This window comes from Pedobacter sp. PF22-3, assembly GCF_026239555.1.
Lineage (GTDB): Bacteria > Bacteroidota > Bacteroidia > Sphingobacteriales > Sphingobacteriaceae > Pedobacter.
This window is the reverse complement of sequence record NZ_JAPIVP010000008.1, coordinates 50116-74941: the sequence shown is the minus strand read 5'-3', so window position 1 is coordinate 74941 and position 24826 is coordinate 50116. Positions and strand designations below refer to the sequence as shown.

General features: G+C 38.0%; 21 protein-coding genes. 13 read left to right on the top strand and 8 right to left on the bottom strand.

The genetic code is table 11. From position 1 onward, the window contains the following. Window positions 1–8 precede the first annotated feature (8 nt). The 3 genes from upp to OQX63_RS11970 form a co-directional block, all read right to left on the bottom strand. Window positions 9–656 carry a uracil phosphoribosyltransferase gene (gene upp / locus OQX63_RS11980; RefSeq protein WP_265851103.1) on the bottom strand — a complete coding sequence of 216 codons (648 nt, stop codon included), beginning with the start codon at window positions 654–656 and terminating at the stop codon, window positions 9–11. 84 nt (window positions 657–740) lie between these two features. Further along, window positions 741–2009 (bottom strand): DUF7033 domain-containing protein, encoded by a 1269-nt coding sequence (locus tag OQX63_RS11975; RefSeq protein WP_265851102.1) that lies wholly within the window; start codon window positions 2007–2009, stop codon window positions 741–743. Between the two features lie 132 nt (window positions 2010–2141). Further along, entirely contained in the window at window positions 2142–2648 is a 507-nt protein-coding gene (locus OQX63_RS11970) for a DUF6702 family protein (RefSeq protein ID WP_265851101.1), read from the bottom strand. Between the two features lie 190 nt (window positions 2649–2838). Here OQX63_RS11970 and OQX63_RS11965 point away from each other — a divergent pair, with 190 nt between their 5' ends. From OQX63_RS11965 to OQX63_RS11945, 5 genes are all read left to right on the top strand, one after another. Beyond that, a complete protein-coding gene (locus OQX63_RS11965) occupies window positions 2839–3423 on the top strand; it encodes a HupE/UreJ family protein (protein WP_265851100.1) in 585 nt (194 codons plus the stop codon). Between the two features lie 11 nt (window positions 3424–3434). Next, the gene (locus OQX63_RS11960) at window positions 3435–5807 is read left to right on the top strand and encodes a M1 family metallopeptidase (protein WP_265851099.1); all 2373 of its coding nucleotides are present in this window, start codon (window positions 3435–3437) and stop codon (window positions 5805–5807) included. A 308-nt stretch (window positions 5808–6115) separates the two neighbouring features. Then, on the top strand, window positions 6116–8158 hold the full coding sequence (gene uvrB / locus OQX63_RS11955; protein ID WP_265851098.1) for an excinuclease ABC subunit UvrB: 2043 nt from the start codon (window positions 6116–6118) through the stop codon (window positions 8156–8158). Window positions 8159–8334: 176 nt separating this feature from the next. Beyond that, a complete protein-coding gene (locus tag OQX63_RS11950) occupies window positions 8335–8532 on the top strand; it encodes a YwbE family protein (protein ID WP_090497912.1) in 198 nt (65 codons plus the stop codon). Between the two features lie 127 nt (window positions 8533–8659). Then, on the top strand, window positions 8660–8908 hold the full coding sequence (locus OQX63_RS11945) for a DUF4834 family protein (RefSeq protein WP_029278588.1): 249 nt from the start codon (window positions 8660–8662) through the stop codon (window positions 8906–8908). Between the two features lie 67 nt (window positions 8909–8975). Here OQX63_RS11945 and OQX63_RS11940 read toward each other — a convergent pair whose 3' ends face one another. The 5 genes from OQX63_RS11940 to OQX63_RS11920 all read right to left on the bottom strand — a co-directional run bounded on the left by OQX63_RS11940 (window position 8976) and on the right by OQX63_RS11920 (window position 13037). Then, window positions 8976–9425: an SRPBCC family protein gene (locus OQX63_RS11940; protein WP_265851097.1), complete on the bottom strand. Its 450-nt coding sequence runs from the start codon at window positions 9423–9425 to the stop codon at window positions 8976–8978. A gap of 26 nt (window positions 9426–9451) precedes the next feature. Beyond that, entirely contained in the window at window positions 9452–10375 is a 924-nt protein-coding gene (locus OQX63_RS11935; RefSeq protein ID WP_265851096.1) for a TIGR01777 family oxidoreductase, read from the bottom strand. Between the two features lie 5 nt (window positions 10376–10380). Further along, window positions 10381–11196, bottom strand: coding sequence for a DUF393 domain-containing protein (locus tag OQX63_RS11930; RefSeq protein WP_265851095.1), 816 nt, complete (start codon window positions 11194–11196; stop codon window positions 10381–10383). 186 nt (window positions 11197–11382) lie between these two features. After that, window positions 11383–11889, bottom strand: a complete 507-nt coding sequence (locus OQX63_RS11925) for a GbsR/MarR family transcriptional regulator (RefSeq protein WP_265851094.1) — start codon at window positions 11887–11889, stop codon at window positions 11383–11385. A gap of 65 nt (window positions 11890–11954) precedes the next feature. Next, window positions 11955–13037, bottom strand: coding sequence for an alginate lyase family protein (locus OQX63_RS11920; RefSeq protein ID WP_265851093.1), 1083 nt, complete (start codon window positions 13035–13037; stop codon window positions 11955–11957). Window positions 13038–13166: 129 nt separating this feature from the next. Between OQX63_RS11920 and OQX63_RS11915 the strand changes: the two genes are divergently transcribed. The 8 genes from OQX63_RS11915 to OQX63_RS11880 all read left to right on the top strand — a co-directional run bounded on the left by OQX63_RS11915 (window position 13167) and on the right by OQX63_RS11880 (window position 24801). Beyond that, window positions 13167–15674 (top strand): YfhO family protein, encoded by a 2508-nt coding sequence (locus tag OQX63_RS11915; protein ID WP_265851092.1) that lies wholly within the window; start codon window positions 13167–13169, stop codon window positions 15672–15674. A gap of 757 nt (window positions 15675–16431) precedes the next feature. Continuing rightward, on the top strand, window positions 16432–17286 hold the full coding sequence (locus tag OQX63_RS11910; protein ID WP_265851091.1) for a UDP-2,3-diacylglucosamine diphosphatase: 855 nt from the start codon (window positions 16432–16434) through the stop codon (window positions 17284–17286). 21 nt (window positions 17287–17307) lie between these two features. Further along, window positions 17308–18297 (top strand): glycosyltransferase family protein, encoded by a 990-nt coding sequence (locus OQX63_RS11905; RefSeq protein WP_265851090.1) that lies wholly within the window; start codon window positions 17308–17310, stop codon window positions 18295–18297. 442 nt (window positions 18298–18739) lie between these two features. Next, on the top strand, window positions 18740–19720 hold the full coding sequence (locus OQX63_RS11900; protein WP_265851089.1) for a DUF6427 family protein: 981 nt from the start codon (window positions 18740–18742) through the stop codon (window positions 19718–19720). Window positions 19721–19872: 152 nt separating this feature from the next. Beyond that, on the top strand, window positions 19873–20607 hold the full coding sequence (locus OQX63_RS11895) for a type III pantothenate kinase (protein ID WP_265851088.1): 735 nt from the start codon (window positions 19873–19875) through the stop codon (window positions 20605–20607). Continuing rightward, entirely contained in the window at window positions 20588–21901 is a 1314-nt protein-coding gene (locus OQX63_RS11890; protein ID WP_265851087.1) for an OmpP1/FadL family transporter, read from the top strand. The genes OQX63_RS11895 and OQX63_RS11890 overlap by 20 nt, the downstream gene beginning before the upstream one ends. Then, window positions 21901–22473 (top strand): hypothetical protein, encoded by a 573-nt coding sequence (locus OQX63_RS11885; protein ID WP_265851086.1) that lies wholly within the window; start codon window positions 21901–21903, stop codon window positions 22471–22473. Before OQX63_RS11890 ends, OQX63_RS11885 begins: the two co-directional genes overlap by 1 nt. Before the next feature lie 243 nt (window positions 22474–22716). Beyond that, on the top strand, window positions 22717–24801 hold the full coding sequence (locus OQX63_RS11880; RefSeq protein WP_265851085.1) for a peptidylprolyl isomerase: 2085 nt from the start codon (window positions 22717–22719) through the stop codon (window positions 24799–24801). Window positions 24802–24826: the final 25 nt, after the last annotated feature.

Sequence of the window (24826 nt, the reverse complement as noted above, 5' to 3'; positions counted from 1 at the left end):
GACTAAGGCTAAACCTTTTCTCCATAAGCTAAATCCCCGGCATCGCCAAGACCCGGCACAATGTAAGATTTACTGGTCATTTCCTGGTCTATTGCCCCGAGCCAAATTTTTGCCTTAGGCAGGTTGGCACGTACGTGGGCAACACCTTCGGCGCTCGCTATTGCAGCAACAATATGAAGCTCCGCAATTTTGTAGCGGTTAATCAGCTCTTTACAGCACATCACCATGCTTTGTCCCGTAGCCAACATCGGATCAGCCATAATCAAAACTTTTCCTGCTAAATCCGGAGTAGAAATGTAATCCATTTGAATAATAAAATCACCTCCTTTATTTGTTTTGCGATAAGCAGAAATAAAACAGCATTCAGCTTTATCGAAGATGTTAAGCAGGCCCTGTTGAAGTGGGAGCCCCGCCCGGAGTATAGTGGCCAGAACAGGCTGTTCGGTTAAAACCTCACAGGTTGATACACCTAAAGGGGTTGCAATTTCCTTATTAACGTATTTTAATGATTTGCTGATCTCATAAGCGAAAAACTCACCAAGCCGCTCCATGTTTTTACGAAAACGCATCGAATCTTTTTGGATGGTCTCATCCCGAAGTTCTGCAATAAAGGTATTGGCAATAGATTTTGTCTTGCTGATATCAAAAATCGTCATGGTGTTTTTGGGGATATTAGATTTACTGCAAATGTTGTTTAAGTCTTAAATGTAGCAATTCTCAACTGAATAGTGCTAACTAAGTTAATTCCCTGAATACCGAAGCATTTCTTCGAAAAGTGATTTTAACTTTTTGTATTTAGGGTAATCTGACAAGCTTTTTAGGTTCCAGCTACTGTAAAAAGTCCCATTTACTACTTTAACGGCATCAATATATTGATGTATTTCTTTTGTTGCTTCTTCCCTCGTTAAAAATTGCAGGATATGGTCGGTTAAGCAGTAAGAATTAACCACCAGAGGTGTAACTTTCTCCAGCTGGAGATCATACCAGTTAAACGGCGTACATGTTCCTGCACGAAACCCCATTACATTTTCATAACCCATAGAATAATCGGAAGTAATGCCCGAGTTAAGGATATTTAAATAGCATATTGGGAATTTTAGCGTATCCAACTGTTGGCTGGTTAACTTGATCAGATTTGGATGTATTTTTTTAAGCTTTACTAATTCTTCTTTAATTTCAGTCATCTTTTGTTTGTTACTGGCGCAGGGTCTCAACAAACCAACTGATTGATTATTCAAGGTTTTCGAAATACGATCTGTTCTGATGTAATCCATAGGAACATCGGGAAAATCGATAAAATAAAGGGGATTGCTTTTTTTGGAAGCAAAAATTTCTTCTACCTGCTCGAGTACTTCTTCATTATTAATCCCAACTCCCGTTGCCCTGTCAAATTTAGCTTTCATGTAATTATTCTCCTTTTTAAAAGCAGCACTGAAAATAAATTTGGCCCTGTTTAAGAAACCTTCAGGAAAATGGGTTAACATACTGAAATGGATAGTAGGCTGGTGCTGAAATTTTTTTTCCTGAAATTTAAAGTTAGGATGTTTTTTCTTGATGATGCTTTTAAGGATCAATGCCCACTCATCAATAATCGGCTTATGTAGCAACCGCCATTTATGCTGATAGCTTTTTGATGCTTTAAACGCTCCTTCCATATTGCGCTGATGAAGGTATTCTTCGTATCTGCTGATCATAAAAAAGGAAGCTGCGAAAATATCAAACGGTAAAGCAGACCGATCGACCGGAAAAGGCACCTGATATTCTCCAAACGAAATCGTTTTGGGTTTGATCTCTTCTAATTTATTGGAGAAAAGCAAAGGTGTGCTTTTAAAGAAAATTTCTTCGCCCAAAGCCTCATCGCCGTAACTGATTTTAATGTGTTCGCTCTGCAAAAAATATTGGCTGTTGCCCGTAAATTCTACTTCCGCTTTAAGAATATCTTTAAAAATGAAATTGAAGATATATTTAATCCGTGGCGTTAATATGTTGGAGAAGATGATTAGCTGCATAACTTATTTTAACAACGCGGTATTTAAAAAAAGATTACAAGAAATATATCTTAGCCTAATATTAACCTAAAAATATTGACCATAATTAACGGTAATTTAACACCGAATCATTATCTAATACAAAAAATACAGTTAAAAGTTTGCTGTGAATTTCTTTTCGGGATAAAGGATTTTGGTGCTTTTACGTTTGCCGTCCTTCACAACATGTATTATACTCATCTGATCATCAAACATATCGTATAAAATACTATCATTAACTTCAATAGATTTTAAGGCTACCACTTTTTCAACTTCCAGGTAGATATTGGTGGCTTCATGATCGATCTCAAATCCAATGTAATTCATGGCAACAGCTTTTCCATTGGTTTTTAGCTGTAAATGAGTAAGCAAGTACTTTTTGACCAGTTCATCCATAGCACTTTTCATATTCGGATTGCTCAGATCGGTTTTTTGTTTATATAATTTAGCCAAAATTGCCTCGAAATCGTCTGAAAAGATTTTACAGCTTATTTCTAAAATTTTATCCTTGGCATTAAAGTTTATTTCGGCTGTACTTACATGCAGCGGATGTTTTACTCCTGCTTTAACGGAAAAAAAGGCAAAGCAAAAAAACAGTAGGATATATTTTAATTTATGCATCAGTTTTTTATTGAAAAAGAACAAAGTTATGACTTAAAACTAAACCAAATTATGGGTTTAAATAACAAAATAGTAACAAATTTAGGATTTATGCTTTTGTTTGCTGGATATTTAGGGTTTTTATAATTAAAAAATATAATTTTAACTGTTGTAAACTATTTTATTTCCAATAGTTAGCTTATTATTATTCATGCCCTTACAAGATTTTATCTTTTATTTTAAATTGGGTTGGGAGCACATTATCAGTGCCGATGCTTTAGATCACCAGCTATTTGTTTTAGCGCTGGTGGCTATTTACAGTTATGCTAATCTAAAGCAGGTGCTCATATTGGTTACGGCCTTTACCATTGGCCATTCATTTACCTTACTTTTAAGCGTGCTGGATATTATCAGGTTTGATAGCAAGTGGGTAGAATTTTTAATTCCCTGTACCATCGTCATCACGGCAATCAGCAATTTGTTCAGAAAAAATTTCTCTTTAAAATCAATCAGGATCAATTACTTTTTGGCGCTTGGTTTTGGATTGATCCACGGAATGGGTTTTGCAAACTCCATTAGAATCATGCTGGCCAAAGACCAGAATATTGGCTGGGGCTTATTTGGCTTTAATGTAGGGCTTGAGGCAGGGCAGATTTTTCTGGTGATCATCATTTTATTGATTACCTTTTTCATTTTCAATTATACCCGCATAAAACGAATGAGTTGGGTTTTATTTATATCAGCAGCCGTATTTAGCCTGGCTTTAAAAATGGCTTTAGAACGAATTCCTTTTTAATGAAATATACAATGAATAAATTATTTACTTTAACCGGCCTGCTATTCTTCTCCGGAAGTTTGGCTATGGCCCAAAATATTCAAAATAACCCAGGCAGTAACCATGGGAATAAATTTGAGCAGTTAGGTACCATTTTACCCACGCCAAACGAACAGCGTACAGCCAGTGGGGCACCTGGTGTTAAATATTGGCAGCAACGGGCCGATTACAATATCAAATGTGAGTTGGATGAAAAAAATCTATTGTTAACAGGAGCTGAAACAATCACCTACACCAACAATTCTCCTGATCCTTTAACTTATATCTGGCTGCAGCTTGATGAAAACGAGCATAGTACAGATAGAAATGCCAATTACCAGGATGCGACTAAAATGCCCGCAGTAGGTACCACTAAAAATTTAGATCAGTTAAGTGCAACAGGCAACAATGGCTATGGCATCAATATTACCAAGTTAACAGATGCTGCTGGTAAAAGCTTACCTTATACGGTTAACAAAACCATGATGAGGATTGATTTACCGGTAGCGTTAAGAACCGGACAAAAATTCATCTTTAATATCAATTGGAACTATAAAATTTCAGACCGGATGAGTGTTGGCGGGCGTGGTGGCTACGAGTTTTTTCCAGGCGATGGAAACTACCTGTTTACCATGACCCAGTGGTACCCACGTTTATGTGTATACAGCGATTTTCAGGGATGGCAGAACCATCAGTTCACCGGTAGAGGTGAGTTTGCCTTAACCTTTGGCGATTTTAAAGTGCAAATGACTGTTCCGGCAGATCATTTGGTGGGTTCAACAGGAGAGTGTATTAATTACAGCGCTGTTTTGAGTCCGACACAGTTAAGCAGATACAATGCTGCTAAAACTGCTGCTGCACCTGTAGAAATCCAAACCCTGGCTGAAGCTAAACTGGCGGAAACCAAAAAATCGGCCGCTAAAAAAACCTGGGTTTTTAATGCCAATAATGTGCGTGATTTTGCCTGGACCTCTTCCCGCAAATTTATCTGGGATGCCATGCCTCAAAAAATTCAGGCCAATAACAATACCGTAATGTGTATGAGTTTTTACGGAAAAGAAGCTTACAATCTGTACAGCAAGTTTTCTACCCGCGCGGTGGCCCATACCATTAAAACCTATTCAGATTTTACCATTCCATATCCTTATCCGGTTGCGCAAAGTATCGAAGCAGCAAATGGAATGGAATATCCGATGATTTGTTTCAACTATGGCCGTACCGATGCAGACGGGACTTATAGCGAAAGCACTAAAAACGGCATGCTAGGGGTTATTATTCATGAAGTTGGGCATAACTTTTTCCCAATGATTGTAAATAGTGACGAGCGCCAGTGGACCTGGATGGATGAAGGGCTAAATTCTTTTGTTGAGTATTTAACAGAAGAACTTTGGGATAATAAATTTCCAAGTAAAAAAGGACCGGCCTATACCATTGTTGATTACATGAAACTGCCTAAAGATGAGCTGGAGCCAATCATGACCAACTCCGAAAATATCGCACGTTTCGGCCCAAATGCTTATTCAAAACCCGCTACAGGATTAAATATTCTCCGCGAAACCATTATGGGCAGAGAACTTTTCGATTATGCGTTTAAGGAATATTCTAGACGTTGGGCCTTTAAACATCCACAACCTGCTGATCTTTTCCGTACGCTGGAAGATGCCAGTGGCGAAGATTTAGATTGGTTTTGGAGAGGATGGTTTTACGGAACCGATCCATGTGATATCTCTTTAGATAGCGTGAAATTTGCAAAAGCCGATTTTCCTAAAGAAGTTCCTGCTGCCAGATCGAGAATGGTTAAAATTGATAAGCCTGCCGTAAATGCTTTTGAGGATATTTCTAAAATCAGAAACCGTGAAGACAAAAAAATCAGCTTCTACGTAGACAAAAACACAGGGGCTCAGGATTTTTATTATAAATACGATAGAGGCTTGGTAACTGTTGATACCACTGTAGTCACGAAAATGGATGTTACACCACCTATAGAAGCGGTTGCAGAAGCTGATCAAAGTAAATATGCGAACCAGTTTTTATACGAACTGAGTTTTAGCAATAAGGGCGGTTTAGTAATGCCTATCATTGTGGAGTTTACCTATAAAGATGGAACAAAAGAAATAGACCGTATCCCGGCACAGATCTGGAGACATAATGAGCTGAAAACTTCTAAATTCTATGTGAAAAATAAAGAAGTGGCTTCAATTTTAGTCGACCCGTTGCGCGAAACCGCTGATATTGATACCTCAAACAATAGTTGGGGTGGTAAAGCAAAAGAAAGTAAGTTTAAAGTATATAAAGCAAAAGCTGGAGGAGCTGTAAGGGGCCAATCGGTTGGTAAAAATCCTATGCAGGCCGCTGCTGGGAAATAATGTATCCTTATTTCTCCGATCGTCATTCCCAACTTGATTGGGAATCTTAAATCTTTAGGGTGAAAAAACTTTTTTGAAACTCCCCGTTGAACATTCAACGGGGAGTTTTATTTTTAACCTAGTAAGTCAAAAGTTAAACTTTCGATTTACTAGGTTGATGTTATTTTAAACCCGCTAAACATAATATTCAATTTTCACCATAAATTGTTTATATCATCTTAAAACTATTATTAACCAGTCAATCTCCAACTTTCCTGACTTTCGCCTGTTTTACTGTTTAGTCCCTAAATCGTATATTTGATTTACTCATGAAATTTAAAATCACTTCAGAATATCAGCCTACCGGAGATCAGCCTAATGCAATAAAACAGCTGGTAGATGGTGTAAATGCTAACGAACATTATCAAACCTTATTGGGTGTAACCGGGTCAGGAAAAACGTTCACTGTGGCCAATGTAATTGAACAGACCCAAAAGCCAACCTTGATTTTAAGTCACAATAAAACCCTGGCTGCACAGCTTTACGGCGAGTTTAAAAATTTCTTTCCCGAAAATTCGGTAAATTACTTTGTTTCTTATTATGATTATTATCAGCCAGAAGCCTTTATTGCTTCTAGCAATACCTATATCGAAAAAGACCTGAGCATTAACGAGGAGATCGAGAAATTGCGTTTGCGTACTACTTCATCGCTAATGAGTGGCAGGCGAGACATAATCGTAGTATCTTCCATATCATGCATTTATGGTATGGGTAACCCAGAAGATTTTTCCAGAATGGTTTTTCGCTTTGGTGTAGGGCTACGGATTTCGAGAAATGCATTTTTGCATAGTTTGGTCGAGATTTTATACTCGCGTACCACAACCGAATTTAAAAGGGGAACTTTTAGGGTTAAAGGCGATACCGTTGATGTTTATCCAGCTTACCTGGATCATGCCTACCGCATTTCTTTTTTTGGCGATGATATTGAAGAACTTTCAGCAATTGATCCAGTTTCTGGTAAAACCCTCGAAAAACTGGAAGACATGGCCATTTACCCGGCCAACCTTTTTGTTACACCAAAAGACCGCTTCAATCAATCCATTTGGGGGATACAGGAAGAATTGGAAATCCGTAAAAACCAGTTGATTGCAGATCGACATTTATTAGAAGCCAAAAGACTAGAAGAGCGGACCAATTTCGATCTCGAAATGATGAAGGAATTGGGCTATTGTTCAGGAATCGAAAATTATTCCCGTTTCTTTGATGGAAGGCAACCCGGTATGCGTCCTTTCTGTTTGCTGGATTATTTCCCTGATGATTATTTAATGGTGATTGACGAAAGCCACGTTACTGTTCCGCAGATCAGGGCCATGTATGGTGGTGATCGATCGAGGAAATTATCTTTGGTAGAATATGGCTTTCGTTTACCGGCCGCATTGGATAACCGCCCTTTAAATTTTAACGAATTCGAAGCCCTTGCACCACAAACCATTTATGTGAGTGCAACACCTGCAGAGTATGAACTGGAAAAATCAGAAGGTGTGGTAGTAGAACAGGTAATCAGGCCAACCGGATTATTGGATCCTGTTATAGAAATCAGGCCTGCCATTAACCAGGTTGATGATCTTTTAGATGAAATAGACATTACGATAAAAGATGGTGGACGTATTTTAGTAACGACTTTAACCAAACGCATGGCTGAGGAGTTAACCAAATATCTTGATCGCTTAAATATCAAAACCAGGTACATACATTCCGAAATTAAAACTTTAGAACGGGTAGAAATCCTGCGTGGTTTACGTTTGGGCGAATTTGATGTTTTAGTCGGCATTAACCTTTTAAGAGAAGGTTTGGATTTACCAGAAGTTACTTTGGTAGCAATTTTGGATGCAGATAAAGAAGGTTTCTTACGATCTGAAAAATCGCTCATTCAAACCATAGGCCGTGCCGCCCGTAATGATCGTGGCCGGGTGATCATGTATGCAGATGGCATTACAGAAAGTATGGAAAAAACCATTTCAGAAACGAACAGACGTAGGGATATACAGATAGCCTACAATCTCGAAAATGGCATTACACCAAAAACTGTTGGCAAATCAAGAGAAGCAATTTTAGAACAGACCTCAGTGCTCGATTTCTCGCAAAAAGCAAGCGATAATAAAGCCAGGGCTTACGTTGAAAATGCCGAAATCAGTATTGCAGCAGATCCGATTGTACAGTATATGGGCAAAGCCGAACTCCAAAGGGCAATTGATACCACCCGTAAGGATATGCAAAAAGCAGCAAAAGATATGGACTTTTTACAAGCTGCAAAGCTGCGTGATGAAATGTTTGCACTAGAGAAAATGTTTAACGAAAAGTTTGGTAAGTAATAATTTGAAAGCGGAAAAGTCTATCACATAAGTTTTTGGGAGAAATTGGTAGGGATATTTTCTATTAAGAATATTAGCCCTTTTAATAATTATACCGCAAAATGGTAACAGATGGCCTTAAATTCAAAATAATTACGGAATTTTGAAATTTTCATCATCATTTTATTACAGCACACATGGACGGGCAAAATAGAAAAGACATTTATCCAGGCTTGGAAGTCGGCATTATATTAAAAAAAGATCAGCGATCGGGAAATATTACTTACGGCGTGGTGAAAGATCTACTTACTTCATCCGCCTTTCATTCCAGAGGAATAAAGGTTAGACTTGAAGATGGCCAAGTTGGCCGGGTAGCTGAAATTGTTGAAGATTAATGGCAATATTAAAACCTTTCTAGCCTTATTTGCGTATCATATTTGTAATCGGATTGCAATTAAAGGCCTAAAAAGTAACAAAATAAATGTTACGTCGTCTATATTTGTAACAACAGTAATTTAAAGCATGGCATTAGTAAAATTCATTTTTATTACAATATTGGTACTTTGGCTGATCAGAATGTTGATTAGGTTAATTCTACCCATGCTGTTTAATAACCTGGCTAGCAAAATGCAGAGTCAGGCTACAGGGCAGCAACAACAGCGGCGATCGAAACCTGAAGGCTCTATTTCTATAGATTACATGCCCCCAAAACCCGATCAAAGTAAAACAGATAAACTCGGCGATTTCGTAGACTACGAGGAAGTGAAATAAAACTAAACCCCGAAATGTTTCGGGGTTTTTTGTTAAAATTCGAGATGCAATTCGTTTACAGCATACGCTACGATTCAGCCTGCAGTTTGATCACCTTATTTCTTTTCTCAATGAGTTTCAGCAGATAATTTTTAAGGAATATTTTTTCCGCTAGCTTGCCAAACAGGCCAAATGGAGCCTCAAATTCAAAAACATCAGTCATTTCTGTTTGAGAACCTATTATTTTAAACAAGTGTTGGTGATGGAGTTTTTTGAATGGACCTATAATCATCTCATCTATAAAGAAATTTGGATATTCCATCGCGCTAATCTTATTGGTCATTTCGAAATAAATGCCAAAGTGCCTGGCGCTCCAGGTAACAGATTCACCCAGACCAATCAGGCCACTAATTTTTCCAGCTATCGCTTTTTCATTAGAAGACTTCATGGATTGTAGATGGAGATCAATATTTCTGGATAGGTCAAAACAGTGTCCAATCGGCGCATTAATTAATGTTTTTAAGATAATTGTAGGCATATAATCCGTTTTAGTTACAATGACTTTTATCGCGCTTGGCTCAGTGCTGTCATTGCTTCATCAATCTTTCCATATTTAAAATCAAATCCACTATTTAGCAGCACTGCTGGTTTAACCCACCTGCTTTTTAAAATCAGTTCCGTTTCTGTACCAATAATTTTTGCGCCAATGGCTAATAACCAGGCTGGGGCAGGCAAGCCAAAATTGCGACCAAAAGCTTTTCTGATACTACGCATAAAAACATGGTTTTTAATTGCTTCTGGTGCCGTGCAGTTTACAGTTCCTTTAATTTCCGGATGATTTAGCAACCATTCTATACTCGCTGCTGCATCTGCTTCATGGATCCAGCTCATATACTGTTCGCCGGTGCCCTGTTTTCCGCCCATACCCAGTTTAACCAGGTTAAGTAAACGTGGAAATGCCCCGTCTTTCAGGCCTAAAACAATACCCATTCTAAGGGCTACTTTTCGGGTATTGGGCGTATTGGTTTCAAAAAAGCTATTTTCCCAGGCTTTGCAAACTTCAATAGAGAAACCTTCACCGATTTCGCCTGTAAATTCATCTTGTGGATGGTCTTCGGCATGGCGGTAAATGGTGGCAGAAGTAATATTGATCCAAAGTTTTGGTGGATTTTCCATTTCCTCAATCGCTTGGCCCAGTAAACGGGTGGGAATTAATCTTGAATCAAAAATTTCTTTTTTGTTTTTCTCCGTATACCTGCAGTTTACATTTTTACCGCAAATGTTTACCAAGAGGTCTGCCTCTTGCAAACTGTAGGCCCAATCTCCTATGGTTTTGCCATCCCACAACAATGTCTTAATATGGCCTGTTCCGGCTTGTGGCTTTCTGGCCAGAATAATCACTTCGTCAGCAAGGCTGCTAAAATATTTGGCTAATATGCCACCTAAATAACCATTTCCCCCTGCCAGTACAATTTTTCCGTATTTCATGATAATTATAAAATTAAGATTAAACCCAAAACCATTAAGCGGTAAAGTGCCCAGGTAATGCTCATTAACCAACCTAGCTTTAATAATTTACTTCTACGGATATGTTCTAAAAACATCAATCCTGCAACCATTAAAAAATATAACAGAAAAAATAAAGACAGAAAGCTGACGTATTTTGCCATAATTATAATGGGCAAGAGTAAAAGTGAACCTGTGAAAGAAATGGTCATCATGTTTCCTAAATAATCCCAAAGTTTTTCTTTTCTATAAAAGCTTATGATAACACCTTGAAAAAATAGCTGTCCACCACAGATTAGATATTCGCGGTATTTGCTGCCCAACGGAACAAAACCGGTGAGCAGATGCGCATAATCAGTTAATATATAAGCAGTAATAAGCCAGGTTAAAAGCAGGAAGGCAATACGGTAATGAAGTTTAAAAGTTGGCTGTAAGCTATTTCCTTTTACTGCAACTGGTATAATTACTTTGCGGTTGTAAGAAATAAATGCATAAAGCTTTCGCATCAGATAAACAAAAGGACTAAACACAAATAAAGGCCTAAAGATGGGCATGGCGTGTGCAATAATTTTGAATAAACTTTGGATGCCGTAAGTAACCTCGCCGGTTTCGGTATTAACGAGTGCAATTTCATTGGCAGCCCTTTGCTGGTCTACCAGTGGGCAGATGTTTCGGGGCATTTCCTGGTAAGCCTCACGGCCATCCTGAGCCAACATACCTGTTTTTACAAAGGCTTGAGTATAGGCATAACACATCGGACATTCATTGTCAAATAAAAGCACATGGTTTTTAAGCGTTTTCATTTTATTTAAATTTTAATATTTTCAGTAAAATATGAAAGTTTAGATTAAAAAATAAAGCCGAACAATAGGTAAGGCTTTTTTTATGGTGGAGGGTTTAAGGCTTAAGGTATAAGGAAAATCTGTCTTGCTATTTGATACTCCTGTCTCAAATCTCATGTCTAGTATCTCAAATCTCCCCTCTCAAATCTACTTAAACACCTTCAACACCGAACCCCAGAACCAGCTTTCTTCTGCCTTAAGCATCGTTTCTAAAGTTTTATCTACATTTCCGGCTAATTTATTAATGTCTTTTATCGATTTTTTAAAAGTAACGAACTCTGGATCTTTCTCATCGCCATTAACGGTAGATAGTTCGTTTAAAATTTTTAAAACGGGTTCCAGTTCTCTTTTTTTGCGCTCTTTAGCTACCTGGCGTGCAATATTCCAAACATCTTTATCCGCAAAAAAGTATTCTTTGCGCTCTCCCGCTTTATGTTGCTTTTCAATTAAGCCCCATCCAATTAAATCGCGGAGCGTCATGTTTGCATTTCCCCTGGAGATACTGAGCTGCTCCATAATTTCTTCTGTAGTAAGGGCTTCAGGAGAAACTAACAATAATGCATGTACCTGTGCCATGGTGCGGTTAATTCCCCATTCAGAGCCTAATTTGCCCCAGGCTTCGATAAATTTTAACTTTGCTGCTGCTAATTCCATACACAAATATAGCTATATTTTTAAACTTTCAAAAATTATTGAAACTTTATTTAATTTGAAAAAACTTATGGCTTGCGCTTTAATTCTTCCAATACGCTTTGCCAGTTATTTTGGCCTCCGCTTACTTTTTGCAACAGGTTGTTCTGTGAAGGATCGAAATAAACCGATAACCTTAAAACAGGCAAAGCCAACTCCGGTTTAAACATGCTTCCCGGTGCAAAACCAGGTTCGTTGTTCTTCGCCCGGTCGCGATCGAATTTAACGGTCGTATTTACATATTCTTCATGTTTTTTTTCGCCATTAATATATGGAATCAGCCATTCTACAGATTTTTTGATTGAAGATCCTTTTGGCGATTCGAAAGTGTAGAAGTTAGGTCCCTTTGCCCTATCAATTATAATAGCCAGCTTTAACATCGGTTCCAGATCATAAACATGGTAGTGCATAGCATCACGCTCTTTAAAATCCAAACTTGGGCCGTCGGGATATAAATTGATATTGATGTGGCTTTTTAAATTATCGATGGTCCATTTAATAAAATCCTGATTATTTAAAGTGTAGCCAATTTCACCAACTTCTTTTAAACGGTGCGCGTTCCAGTTGTTAATTGCGGTAGCTCTTCCGGCTTTCATTCGCTTACTGTTAATCTCCGCCCATGCTGTTTCAGTTAGCCATTGGTCAACCTTTTTTTTATATGTAGCTGAAATGTCTTTTTTGATCAGGTCGTAAGCTTCAATGGCTTTATCCAGATTGGTATCGTCAATAGGATCCCCATTTGGCTTATTGATTTTAGCCCATGCACCAAGAAATTCTGCACATTTGTTTAAATATTTTCGATCATCCGTAATCCGGTATTGTAAGGCCAGTGCAAACATTTTATTCATATCTGCCAGGGCTAATCTGGTTTTCTCTTTTTTAGGATTTCCTTTTAATAAACCTTCCGTTCGGATCGTATCAATTGGGTTGGGTTCTTCATTTAGATAATTTAATGCGGATTTTTCAAAGCCCTGGTATAGTTTTTTGGTTTGCCCATCATTTTTGATCTGCGTTTTCAGCTTCTCAATTTCATCATTATTTAAACTTACTAGCTGCGCAAACGAAGAAAAAGATAAGGTAGTAAGCGCAATTGTAACAAGAAACTTTCTCATAATAAATAGGTTGAATTTTTATGCTCTGTCGCAAATTTAATTTTTTATTCAGCATGCATTTCATTTATTGCTTTTTTATACCGCCCAATTTTTTATTTTTGACATTCGTTTAAACTTAAACAAACCTTAATGAATAACTGGTTTAATAAAAATGGCATTCACTTGGCCATTATTGCGTTTTTTGTAGTCATCACTTTTGCCTACTTCAGTCCTGTTTTGGTAGGCAAAGCTCCTGCGCAAAGCGATGTGATCCAATCGCAAGCGATGCAAAAGGAAATTATGGACTTTAAAGAAAAAGATGGTAAGGCGCCACTTTGGACCAACCAGATGTTTGGCGGTATGCCCGCTTATCAAATCTGGGTGCCTTATGCCTATAACGGAGCTACTTATGGAATTGCGCTAATCACAAAGGCCCTTCCTAATCCAACAGGTACAGTTCTGTTATTGCTGTTAGGTGCTTATTTCCTGTTTATTGTATTAAAAGTAAATCCCTGGTTGGCTGCGGCAGGTGCAATTGCCTTTACATTTACGATGTACAATTTTGTTTTAATTGCAAGCGGACATAGTAGTAAGGCATTGGCAATTGGTTTTTTCGCGCCAATAATAGCGAGTATATTGTTAACCCTGAGGGGCAGATATTGGTATGGAGCGAGTTTGACCGCATTATTTTTGGCCCTCGAAATCAGGACTAACCACGTTCAGATGACGTATTATCTGATGTTGGCTATTTTTATATTTGTAATTGTAGAATTTTACCAGGCATTTAAAAATAAAACCATACCTGCCCTGTTAAAATCGTTCGCTTTTCTTGCTTTTTCGGTAGCTATTGCTATAATGATTAATGCAAGTTTATTATGGTCTACAGCAGAATATGCAAAAGAAACAAACCGTGGCAAATCTAATTTAACTGCTACAGAAACAGGGGCTACAGAAAAAGGTGCAGGCATGTCGAAAGAATATGCTTATCAGTGGAGCCAGGGCGTTGGTGAGAGCTTTACTTTTTTAATCCCCGATTTATATGGAGGTGCCTCTGGTATTGATAAATTGGTGAATCCTGAAGGTAATATGTATAAGGCTGTGGCAGAAATTACCGGAGGTGATCCTACTCAAACAACACAAGCTATTCAGCAGTTGGGGGGGCAATTAAATATGCAACAGTATTGGGGGGAGAAACCATTTACACAAGGTGGTTATTACTTTGGTGCAATTATCTGCTTTTTATTTGTTTTTGGATTATTTGTTGTCCGCAGCCGGTTAAAATGGTGGATATTAGCAACGACAGTGTTATTTATACTGCTTTCTTTTGGCCGCCACTTCCCATTTGTGAGCGATTTGTTCTTTGATTATTTTCCACTTTACAATAAGTTTAGAGCGGTTGAATCAATTTTGGCAGTAGTTGGCTTAATGGTTCCGATATTGGCCATTTTAGCCATTAAGGAAATCCAGGATGGAAATATTGATCAAAAAATATTAATCAAAAAATTAACCTGGTCTGCGGCCATTACCGGTGGCTTTGCTTTACTTGTAGCCATTGTACCTACACTGTTTTTCAGTTTTAAAGCCTCAAACCATATGCAAATTGTGCAGGCTTTAACGCAGACTTTGCAGAATAATGCAAGCGTTGCGCAAAAAATAGCAAATGGATTGGTAGAAGATAGAATCGCGATAGGTCGTGCAGATGCGCTTCGTTCATTCTTTTTTGTAGTGATCGGTTTCGGAATAGTTTGGGCATTTATTACCAAAAAACTGAACACGCAACTGGCTTTAGGGTTATTAGCATTGGCTGTTTTGGTAGATATGTGGCAGGTAGACCGTAGGTATTTGAATAACCAAAACTTCGAATACAAAAAAACGGCTTCAGATTTCTTTAAGCCAAGAGACGTTGATAATTTTATTATGGCGGATAAAGACCCTGATTTTAGGGTATATGATGCTTCTATAAATACTTTTAGCGATGCGAGCACCTCGAACTTTCATAAAACAGTTGGTGGTTATCATGCCGCTAAACTGAAACGTTTTGATGAGCTCATTCAGCATCAGTTTACTAAAAGTGTAAACCAGGACGTTCTTGATATGTTAAATACCAAGTACATCATTACACAAGATCAGCAAAACGGATCGTATAAAATGCAGCGTAACCCAACAGCAGCGGGTAATGCCTGGTTTGTACAAAGTGTACAGTTTGCTAAAAATGCTGATGAAGAAATGAAGGCAATCAGCAGTTTTGATGCAAAAAAAGAGGCTATTGTTGATGAAAGCTTCAAAAATTTGATTGATACAAAGCGTTTAGGAACCGGTCAGGAAGGCTTTATTAAATTAACGAACTACAATCCTGATCATTTAACTTACGAATATTCAACCGCTAAAGACGTGATTGCCGTGTTTTCTGAGATCTATTATGATAAAGGCTGGAAAATGTATATCGATGGAGTTGAGAAGCCATACTTCAGGGCCGATTATGTTTTACGTGCAGCGCAGTTAGAGGCAGGTAACCATAAACTTGAGTTTATTTTCCATCCAACATCGTATTACACGGGAGAGAAAATCTCTTTGGCAGGATCGATCTTGTTGTTGGCCGGATTAGGTTTTGGCTTTTACTCAGAAGAAAAGAAGAAAAAGAAAGCGGTTAAAGCTTAATATTTCTTTAAATAGATTTACAGCCCGCAGGATTCAATCTTGCGGGCTTTTTTGTTACCAGATTTTTGTAGTGATTTCTTGCCACGGAAATACGGAAGGCACGGAAATATCATTTAGCTTGTCTTCCCTGCGATTCGTCCTCCTGAACTTGTTGCAGGATCTATAAATCGAAATCAAACCAAAGCCTACCTCATGCCAGTGTTATGCTGAGGGATAATTCATAGTATAAAAGTCAATATAAATGACATAAGGGCTTTTATCGTATTTAAGCTGTAAGGCCCCGTCATTGCGAGGAGGCTTTTTCAGCCGACGAAGCAATCTTTATAGCAAGGATCATTAGCGTGAAAGATTGCTTCGTCGTCCCTCCTCGCAATGACGACTTTTTTGGGAGTCTGTCAATGGTAGCGTAGTCGAAGGATCTTTACCCGTTTACTAATTAATCCAATTGAATTTAATTCTAAGCTCAGTTTTTACAATTAACCTTCAGCAAGTCATTTTAACAATCTTTATCAAATGGAATAATAATTTAACAATGTCGTAACATTTGTTTGATATACAGCGTCTTATCTTTGTAATGTAAATCAGATGATATGTTAGAATCATTCTTTGCCGTATGTTTATTAATTGTTGTACTTTATTTCTTTAGCCCCTTTGAGGTAAAACTCGATGAGGAAGAAGAGTGGTAAATCAACTAATTTATCTCTGAACTGCTTTAACCGGGCGGTAACAAGATGCTTCCCCCCTAAATTTTCCTTTTATGGATAAAAGAAATGTGGATGTAGTCGTAATCTCCGACGTACATTTAGGTACCTATGGTTGCCATGCAAAAGAATTGCTGAAATATCTTAAGAGCATAAAACCTAAGATACTGATCTTAAATGGTGATATCATCGATATCTGGCAGTTCAGCAAAAGTTACTGGCCTGAAGCGCATATGAAAGTGATCCGTAAACTGATGAAATTCGTTTCAGAAGGTGTGCAGGTACATTATCTCACAGGAAACCATGATGAGATGCTCCGCAAATTCGACGGTATGGAAATGGGAAGTTTTCATTTGCAGAATAAACTGATTTTAGAACTGGACGGAAAAAAGGCCTGGTTTTTTCACGGTGACGTTTTTGATGTGACCATGCAGCATTCCAAGTGGCTGGCTAAATTGGGGGCGGTTGGTTATGATACGCTGATCTTGATTAACAGCTTCGTAAATTGGGTACTTACGGCATTTGGAAGGGAAAAAATGAGCTTCTCAAAAAAAATAAAGGCCAAGTTTAAGGATGCCGTTAAGTTCATCAACAGTTTTGAACAAACTGCAGCAGAACTGGCGATTGAAAAGGGCTATGAGTATGTCGTGTGTGGTCATATTCACCAGGCCGAGCAACGCGAAATTGTCACAGAAGCTGGAAAAGTAATTTATCTGAATAGCGGCGATTGGGTAGAAAGTTTAACCGCATTAGAATATCAGGATAAAACCTGGACCGTGTTTAAGTATGAACACCAGCATTTTACAAAGGACCAGCTGGATGAAGGAATGCTTTCTGATGCAGAAGATTTAAAAAGCAAACTGGACATAAATATACTTTTGCAGAATATAAAATATGAAATTGCCCAATAATTTTAGATATTCGGGCATAAAATGAAGATACTTTACGCAATACAGGGAACAGGTAACGGTCATATCAGCAGAGCGAGGGAAATCATTCCTTTGCTTCAAAAATATGGCGAACTGGATATTTTGGTGAGTGGTACCCAGGCCGATGTAAAATTGAGTCAGCCCGTAAAATACCAATTACATGGTTTCAGTTTTATCTTTGGTAAAAAAGGCGGGGTAGACCATTATAAAACATGGTTGAACATGAATCTTTTCCGCTTTAGGAAAGATATGAAGCAACTGCCGCTTAAAGAATATAATTTAATCGTTAACGATTTTGAACCTGTGAGTGCATGGGCCTGTAAATTGCAGGGCATAGAATGTGTGTCATTAAGTCACCAGGCTGCATTTAAATCAAAAAAAGTACCCCGTCCCAGAACTTTAGATTGGGGCAAGCTTATTTTAAGCCGTTATGCGCCCACCAAATACCACATTGGTTTCCATTTCGACCGTTACGATAGCTTTATCCATACTCCTGTAATCAGGGCAGAAATCCGAAACCTGAAAAGCGAAAATTTAGGACATTATACAGTCTATCTCCCGGCCATTGATGATAAACGCCTGGTAAAGCTTTTTAAACAACTCCCTGAAGTTACCTGGCAGGTTTTCTCCAAACACAGCAAAGTGGCCTATCAGGATGAGAATGTTTTTGTAGAACCCGTTAACAACGAAAAATTTAATAAAAGCTTGGCTACCTGCGAAGGTTTATTTACCGGTGGAGGCTTCGAAGGTCCGGCAGAAGCACTTTATTTGAAGAAGAAGCTGCTGGTTGCACCAATGCGTTTCCAGTTCGAACAGCAGTGTAATGCTTATGCTTTAAAACAGTTTGGCCTGCCGGTAATTTGGGGAAGTACCCGTAACTGGTTGCCAATTATTAAAAACTGGGTAGAAAATCCTCAAAAACATGAGTTCGATTTTCCGGATGAAACCGCCCAGATTATTGATGATATGGTGAAGAAATACGCCAGGGTTTAGTTTGGAGTCTTAAGTCGGTAGTCCAGAGTCTAAAGTCAATTTACCCTCCATTGTCATCCTGAGCGTAGTCGAAGGATCTAGGGTTTTGGTCTGGAGTTGATTATCTGAATAGCCAAATTAAACTGTCATCTCAAGCGGAGCGTAACCCAGTTGAGAACCACGTAGCGCTCAGCGAAACAAAATCTGCCTGGATAGATCTCTCCACTTCGCGTTGCTCCGGTCGAGAGGACGGCTTTTTTAGCATTTTTGCTTTTTATCTATCAATCAGCCTTCGACTCCGCTCAGACTGACAAATCTATAATTACCTGACTATAAATTCTCCCTTTAGTGCTTTCCGCATTAAGCTTTGGTCTTTTAGCTTTCCGCTTTAGTCTTTCTGCTTTAATCTTTCTTCCCCTACTCTTAAATTATTTTCTTTACTTTGCCTACTCTTTAAAAAGGCATGATTAATCAGTTTAGAAAGCTAAATCCAATTAACCTCGTATTCTTGCTGGCGTACACGTTCTTTTTACGTATTGCTATTTTTCATGAAACGCATGATCAGCTGAATTTTGATTTCTTGGAACCCTTTGCCCGATTGCTGATCAACATCGATTTAGATCATGCTTTTACCCCGTATACCAATATTTTTATTGCAGCACTTTTGGTTTATATACAGGCTTTAATTTTCAACAGGGTGGTAAACAACCATAATTTATTGGCTAAACCCAGTTTCCTGCCAGGATTGATGTTTATTACGGGAACAAGTTTGTTTATGCCATTTATGATCTTGAGTCCGGCATTGTTATGCAACTTTCTATTGATCTGGATCATTGATAAATTTTTAAAACTGGGCAAAAGTGCGAATTCCATTACCACCATTTTTGATATCGGGATGATTATTGGGGTTGGAACACTGATCTACTTCCCGTTTATGGCCATGTTGATGATGATCTTTTTAGCGCTGTTGCTTTTTAGATCATTTAATTGGCGCGAATGGGTGGCGGGCTTAATTGGTTTTATTACGGTTTTCTTTTTTTTAGCGGTGTTTTATTACTGGAATGATAATTTAAGCTCATTTTATCAGATTTGGAGACCATTAAGTAATAAGTTTCCTTCAGTATTTAAAATCAATTATAATGATTATCTGGTGCTCATCCCGGTAACGGTTATTATCATATTGGCATCGCTGCAGCTCCGCGAAAATTTCTTCAGGAGTTTTATCAGTACAAGGAAAAGTTTTCAGCTGTTATTTTTTATGTTTATTATTTCTGCAGCTAGCTTTTACCTTAAACCCGATTTCAGGACCTGGCATTTTTTGCTTTGCGTGCCCCCGGGATCGGTGCTGTTGGCCTACTATTTTAGCAATGCCAAAAAACGCTGGTTTTACGAAACATTGTTCGTTTTATTTGTGCTTTCGATACAGTATTTTCTGTTTGTTTAACCTTTTTTAACAAATAACTAGAACGAAACTTAACAAAGATTGATAGCTTTGTGGATGATTTTAGCGTTAAAGCTTTTTAGTTTTAATTAAGATGGATAAAAGATGAGGTCATTGGAATTTCTAAGAATATATTATTTGCAGCAGGAGATTAAATGCGCAGCTTAAGCATTGATATTGGGAATTCTGCGGTTAAGGTTGGTGTCTTTGTAAATAAAGAAATTGTTCACCATCAGCGTTTCAACAAGATTGGAATATTAGACCTGGCTCAATTGATCGAGAAGTTTTCGCCGGCAAAATCTATTATCAGCAGTGTTAACCAGGAAATAGGGGCATTAGAAGTATTTTTAAAAAAGCATACCGAGTATATCCGTTTTTCGACCATGTTAACAAATGGCGTACAAAACAGATATAAAACGCCGGTTACTTTGGGTTTAGATAGGTGGGCTGCAGTTTTAGGCGCAAATGGCCTGCATCCGGCAAATGCAAGTTTGGTGGTTGATGCGGGTACCTGTATTACTTACGATGTTTTAAACAGCTCGAAAGAATATTTTGGCGGTAGTATAAGTCCGGGGATTAAAATGCGGTTTAGGGCAGTACACGAATTTACCGGCCGTTTACCTTTGGTAGAGTGGGATGCGAATGAAGATATAGTAGAAGGTATAGATACCCAATCGGCAATTAAAAACGGTGTTTTACAGGGGATAATAAATGAAATTGAAGGCTTTATTGCCCTAAATAATAAAAAAGAAAGTGCTCTGAAGGTAATTATAACGGGGGGCGATGCTAATTTTTTGTATAAACAATTACAAAACAGCATCTTTGCGCCTCAAATTATAAAAGATCCTTACTTAGTATTAAAAGGATTAAATGAAGCTATTGCAGATTAAAATGTACAAAAGAATAAATTATATTGCAGCCATAATCGTTCTAGTTTGTGGTTTAAGTGCCCAGGCACAGGTTACCACTTCCTCACCATATTCAAGATATGGGCTTGGAAATATAAAAGGATCTTTATTGCCCCAGTTTAGGGCAATGGGCGGAATCTCTACTGCAGTGAGCAAAGTTACCGGTTTTAATAACATCAATATGCAGAATCCGGCATCATACGCTGGTATTTCGTTAACAACGATCGATATTGGCATGAGTGCTAGTGTAACCAACCTCACACGCAATAATTTAAGCGAATCCAGCTTTAATTCTACTTTTAGTCACCTGGCTTTTGCAGCACCGGTTAACAGAAGATCGGCATTGAGTTTTGGTATTTTACCTTATTCTGATCTGGGTTATAATTACAGGAATACGGTGAAAGTTGACACTACAACGTTGAATCAGCTTTATGAAGGAGAAGGCGGTTTATCGAAAGCTTATTTAGGCTACGGTTATCGTTTTGGCGATCATTTGAGAATTGGTGGTAACCTGGAATATATTTTTGGGAATCTTCAAACCAGCCGTGCTACAGAGTTTAATAGTGTAGGTTCTTATAATGCAAAACTTCAGACCAAAAATAGTGTTGCAGGCTTAAGTTATTCTTATGGTATCCAGTATGATTTTACATTAGGCAAGAAAACGATTGTTACCTTAGGTTACTCTGGAAGTACTTCTGGAAAAGTGAACTCCACACTAACTTCTTACGCTACGCTATACACAAGAGATCAGGACGGGAATGAAAGTACTGCAGCAGATACATTAAATACGGTAAACAAAGGAAAATCTAATCTTACTTTACCATTAACACACAATTTTGGGATCGCTATTCAACAAAATGATAAATGGCTGATCGGTGCCGATTTTAGAATGGGTAAATGGTCTAAAACCAGTATCAATGATGTAAATCAAGGCTTGCAGGATAGTTGGGGAGCTTCTTTAGGAGGTCAATGGACACCTGATGCATTTTCATATAACAGTTACATGAAACGTATAGATTACCGCATTGGTTTTAATTACGATAAGACCTATATCAAAATCGGTAATCAGGATATTAAACAAATGGGCGCATCTTTAGGCTTTGGTTTTCCGTTACCTACTGCTAATGGTGGTACTGCATTTTATAAAATTAATTTTACAACAGAGCTGGGACAAAGAGGAACATTAAACAATAATCTGGTTAAAGAGCAGTATATTAATTTCCACTTAGGTTTTACCTTGAACGATACCTGGTTCCGTAAGTACCGCGTAGATTAATGAAACTGAAAGTATTTTTATATGGTCTGTTCCTGGTATTGCCTTTATTTATGGCTTCCTGTGGAGATGACGATTTAAAAAAGGCAAATTCTGTTTCAATAAATAAGGCCATCCTCTCCCGCGAGCGTACTTTAGGTGTAGATATTATTTACAGCGATTCTGCAAGGATCAAAGCAAAAGGTGTTGCTCCGATACTCGATAAGGTTACGCCCACTAATGGAAGCGCTTATCAGGAGATGATTAAAGGGGTTAACATTGATTTTTATAATCCTAATGGTACCATTGATGGAAACCTGGTTTGCGATTATGCCATCAGGCGTGACAATGAACTCAAAACCGAATTCAGGAAAAATGTAGTGGTGAAGAGTAGTAAAGGTGATACCTTTTCTTCTCAGGAACTGATCTGGGATGAATCGAAAAAGATTTTCTATTCTAACCAGCGTGTTTATGTAAGAGGAATTGACGGAAGCGTGGGTGAAGGAATAAATTTCAAAGCACCACAAGATTTTAGTACATACGAAATGGATAGCGGCAATGGTGAATTGAATATGAAAGAAGGTGTAGCACCTTAAAGCAATGTAAAATGTGCGATGTAAGATGGGTGAGGTAGTCGAAAACCATCGAAATATCTATAGATTCAAAGCTAAATTGTTTTCCTCCACCTTACATTTTTCATCTTACTTCATCCATTTTTACCTCTTCCATCCCCTTAATAATTAGGTGCTTGATAAATAAAATTTTGTGTTTTCTTTTTTAAGGCAAATTTGTATCTTGCGCCCTCTTAAAAAAGAACTAAATAAATTATAAAATACAATATGGGATTAATGACATTTTTGCGCAACCGTGCAGGCTATATTCTGGTCTTTGCAATCGGTTTTGCAATTGTTGCATTTTTAGTAGGTGATGCAATTAACGTGGGTAAACCTTTTTGGTCGGCAAATCAAAAAGTGGTAGGATCTATAGATGGTAACGATATCAATATCGATGAGTTCGGACCAAAGGTTGATCAGGGTGTAAACCAGATGAAACAGCAATATGGTGGTAGTGCCAATGCACAGATGACCGCTATGGCTGTTGATCAGGCATGGAATGCAGAGTTGGCAAAAGTTTTGTTAACCAAAGAATATGATCGTTTAGGTTTAAGCGTATCAGAAGACGAATTGTTGGATTTGTTACAAGGTCAGAACCCTAGTCCATTGATCAAACAATATTTTTCTAATCCACAAACCGGACAGTTAGACCGTGCAACCTTGATGAACTTTTTAAAATCGAAAGAACCTCAGGCTTTGCAACAATCTAACATGTTACAGGAGGAAATTAAAAACCAGGCATTACAAACCAAATATTCTAACTTAATCCGTAACTCGGTTTATGTAACTTCATTAGAGGCTACAGATGAGTATAACAACCGTAACAAACTGGCCAACTTTAAATATGTAAGTTTAGATTATGCTTCAGTTCCTGATAAATCAGTTAAATTAACTGATGCTGATTATTCGGAATATTATGATCAGAACAAAGCACGTTTTAACAATCCGCAAGAAACACGTGCTTTTGAGTATGTTACTTTCAGTATCAGCCCTAATAAGGCAGATTCATTGGCCATTAAAGCTCAGGTAGATAAAATTGCTGCTGATTTCCAGGTAGCTAAAAATGATTCACTTTTCGCAGCGATCAATTCAGACGTAAAAGTTCCTTTTACTTATATTACAAAAGGTAAATTGGATCCAGCTGTTGATTCGGCAGTGTTTTCTTTACCTGCAGGTAGTTTTTATGGTCCGAAATTAAGCGGTAACTCATACAAAATTGTAAAGGTAGTTTCAACCCGTATCTCTCCAGATTCAGTAAAAGCAAGTCATATCTTAATTGATCCGGCTAAAGTTGGTGGCGAAGATAAAGCAGTTAAATTAGCTGATTCATTAAAAGGCTTAATTTTAAAAGGTGGCAATTTTGCGGAACTGGCTAAAAACTATAGTGTAGATGGTTCTAAAGATAAAGGTGGCGAGTTGGGTACTTTCGCACGTGGTGCAATGGTTCCTGAATTCGAAAATGCGGCTTTTGATGGTAAAACCGGAGATATTAAAGTGGTAAAATCTCAGTTTGGTTATCATGTAATTAAAATCGAAAAACAGATCGGTTCTTCTAAAGTAGCTAAACTGGCTTATGTAGAAAAAGCATTGGCAGCCAGTAGCAAAACTCAGGCTGCTGCTTATAAAGCGGCGAGCAGTTTCTTAACCGATGTAAAAGGTAACGATTTCAATAAATTTGCAGCCCAAAAAGGACTGAAAGTAGCTGTTGCTGATAAGGTAGCCGCAACACAAGGATTTGCTGCTGGATTAGATAATCCACGTAAGCTGATCCAGGATGCTTACGCAGCAGATAAAGGCGATGTTTTACCTGAAATTTATACCATGAGCAATGCTTACGTGGTAGCACGCTTAACCAACATTAGCCCGAAAGGTATTTTATCATTGGCTGATGTGAAGAAAGAAATTGAACCTATGGTACTCAACGCGGTTAAAGCAAAACAATTGAAAGAGAAATTGGCCAATGCAGGCAAAGGAAGTATTGATCAGGTGGCGGCTAAAGTTGCCCGTCCGGTTAATCCAGTTCAGAACGTCGTATTTGCTAATCCTGTAATTCCAGGTGTTGCACAAGAAAATGCATTAGTAGGTAGTGTATTTGGTTCACAGCCGGGCAAATTGTCTGCTCCTGTTCAAGGCGAGCGTGGTGTATATGTATTTACTGTTGATGGATTTACAAACCCTGCACCAATTGCAAACATGTTTAAACAAAAAGAAAGCATGTTATTGAGTTTAGGTCAGCGTTCATTAGGATCAGCTTTCCAGGCTTTGCAAGATAATGCCAAGATAAAAGACAATCGTGTGAAATTCTATTAATTAGAAAATACGTAATTTTGTAACC

Bases quoted from the DNA above. Each gene is read 5' to 3' on its own strand.
- OQX63_RS11950 (WP_090497912.1), top strand. From the start codon at position 8,335: ATGGACGGGCAAAATAGAAAAGACATTTATCCAGGCTTGGAAGTCGGC.
- OQX63_RS11935 (WP_265851096.1), bottom strand. From the start codon at position 10,375: ATGAAATACGGAAAAATTGTACTGGCAGGGGGAAATGGTTATTTAGGT.
- upp (WP_265851103.1), bottom strand. From the start codon at position 656: ATGACGATTTTTGATATCAGCAAGACAAAATCTATTGCCAATACCTTT.
- OQX63_RS11920 (WP_265851093.1), bottom strand. From the start codon at position 13,037: ATGAGAAAGTTTCTTGTTACAATTGCGCTTACTACCTTATCTTTTTCT.
- OQX63_RS11970 (WP_265851101.1), bottom strand. From the start codon at position 2,648: ATGCATAAATTAAAATATATCCTACTGTTTTTTTGCTTTGCCTTTTTT.
- uvrB (WP_265851098.1), top strand. From the start codon at position 6,116: ATGAAATTTAAAATCACTTCAGAATATCAGCCTACCGGAGATCAGCCT.
- OQX63_RS11975 (WP_265851102.1), bottom strand. From the start codon at position 2,009: ATGCAGCTAATCATCTTCTCCAACATATTAACGCCACGGATTAAATAT.
- OQX63_RS11915 (WP_265851092.1), top strand. From the start codon at position 13,167: ATGAATAACTGGTTTAATAAAAATGGCATTCACTTGGCCATTATTGCG.
- OQX63_RS11960 (WP_265851099.1), top strand. From the start codon at position 3,435: ATGAATAAATTATTTACTTTAACCGGCCTGCTATTCTTCTCCGGAAGT.
- OQX63_RS11895 (WP_265851088.1), top strand. From the start codon at position 19,873: ATGCGCAGCTTAAGCATTGATATTGGGAATTCTGCGGTTAAGGTTGGT.
- OQX63_RS11885 (WP_265851086.1), top strand. From the start codon at position 21,901: ATGAAACTGAAAGTATTTTTATATGGTCTGTTCCTGGTATTGCCTTTA.
- OQX63_RS11930 (WP_265851095.1), bottom strand. From the start codon at position 11,196: ATGAAAACGCTTAAAAACCATGTGCTTTTATTTGACAATGAATGTCCG.
- OQX63_RS11945 (WP_029278588.1), top strand. From the start codon at position 8,660: ATGGCATTAGTAAAATTCATTTTTATTACAATATTGGTACTTTGGCTG.
- OQX63_RS11880 (WP_265851085.1), top strand. From the start codon at position 22,717: ATGGGATTAATGACATTTTTGCGCAACCGTGCAGGCTATATTCTGGTC.
- OQX63_RS11900 (WP_265851089.1), top strand. From the start codon at position 18,740: ATGATTAATCAGTTTAGAAAGCTAAATCCAATTAACCTCGTATTCTTG.
- OQX63_RS11925 (WP_265851094.1), bottom strand. From the start codon at position 11,889: ATGGAATTAGCAGCAGCAAAGTTAAAATTTATCGAAGCCTGGGGCAAA.
- OQX63_RS11905 (WP_265851090.1), top strand. From the start codon at position 17,308: ATGAAGATACTTTACGCAATACAGGGAACAGGTAACGGTCATATCAGC.
- OQX63_RS11940 (WP_265851097.1), bottom strand. From the start codon at position 9,425: ATGCCTACAATTATCTTAAAAACATTAATTAATGCGCCGATTGGACAC.
- OQX63_RS11910 (WP_265851091.1), top strand. From the start codon at position 16,432: ATGGATAAAAGAAATGTGGATGTAGTCGTAATCTCCGACGTACATTTA.
- OQX63_RS11890 (WP_265851087.1), top strand. From the start codon at position 20,588: ATGAAGCTATTGCAGATTAAAATGTACAAAAGAATAAATTATATTGCA.
- OQX63_RS11965 (WP_265851100.1), top strand. From the start codon at position 2,839: ATGCCCTTACAAGATTTTATCTTTTATTTTAAATTGGGTTGGGAGCAC.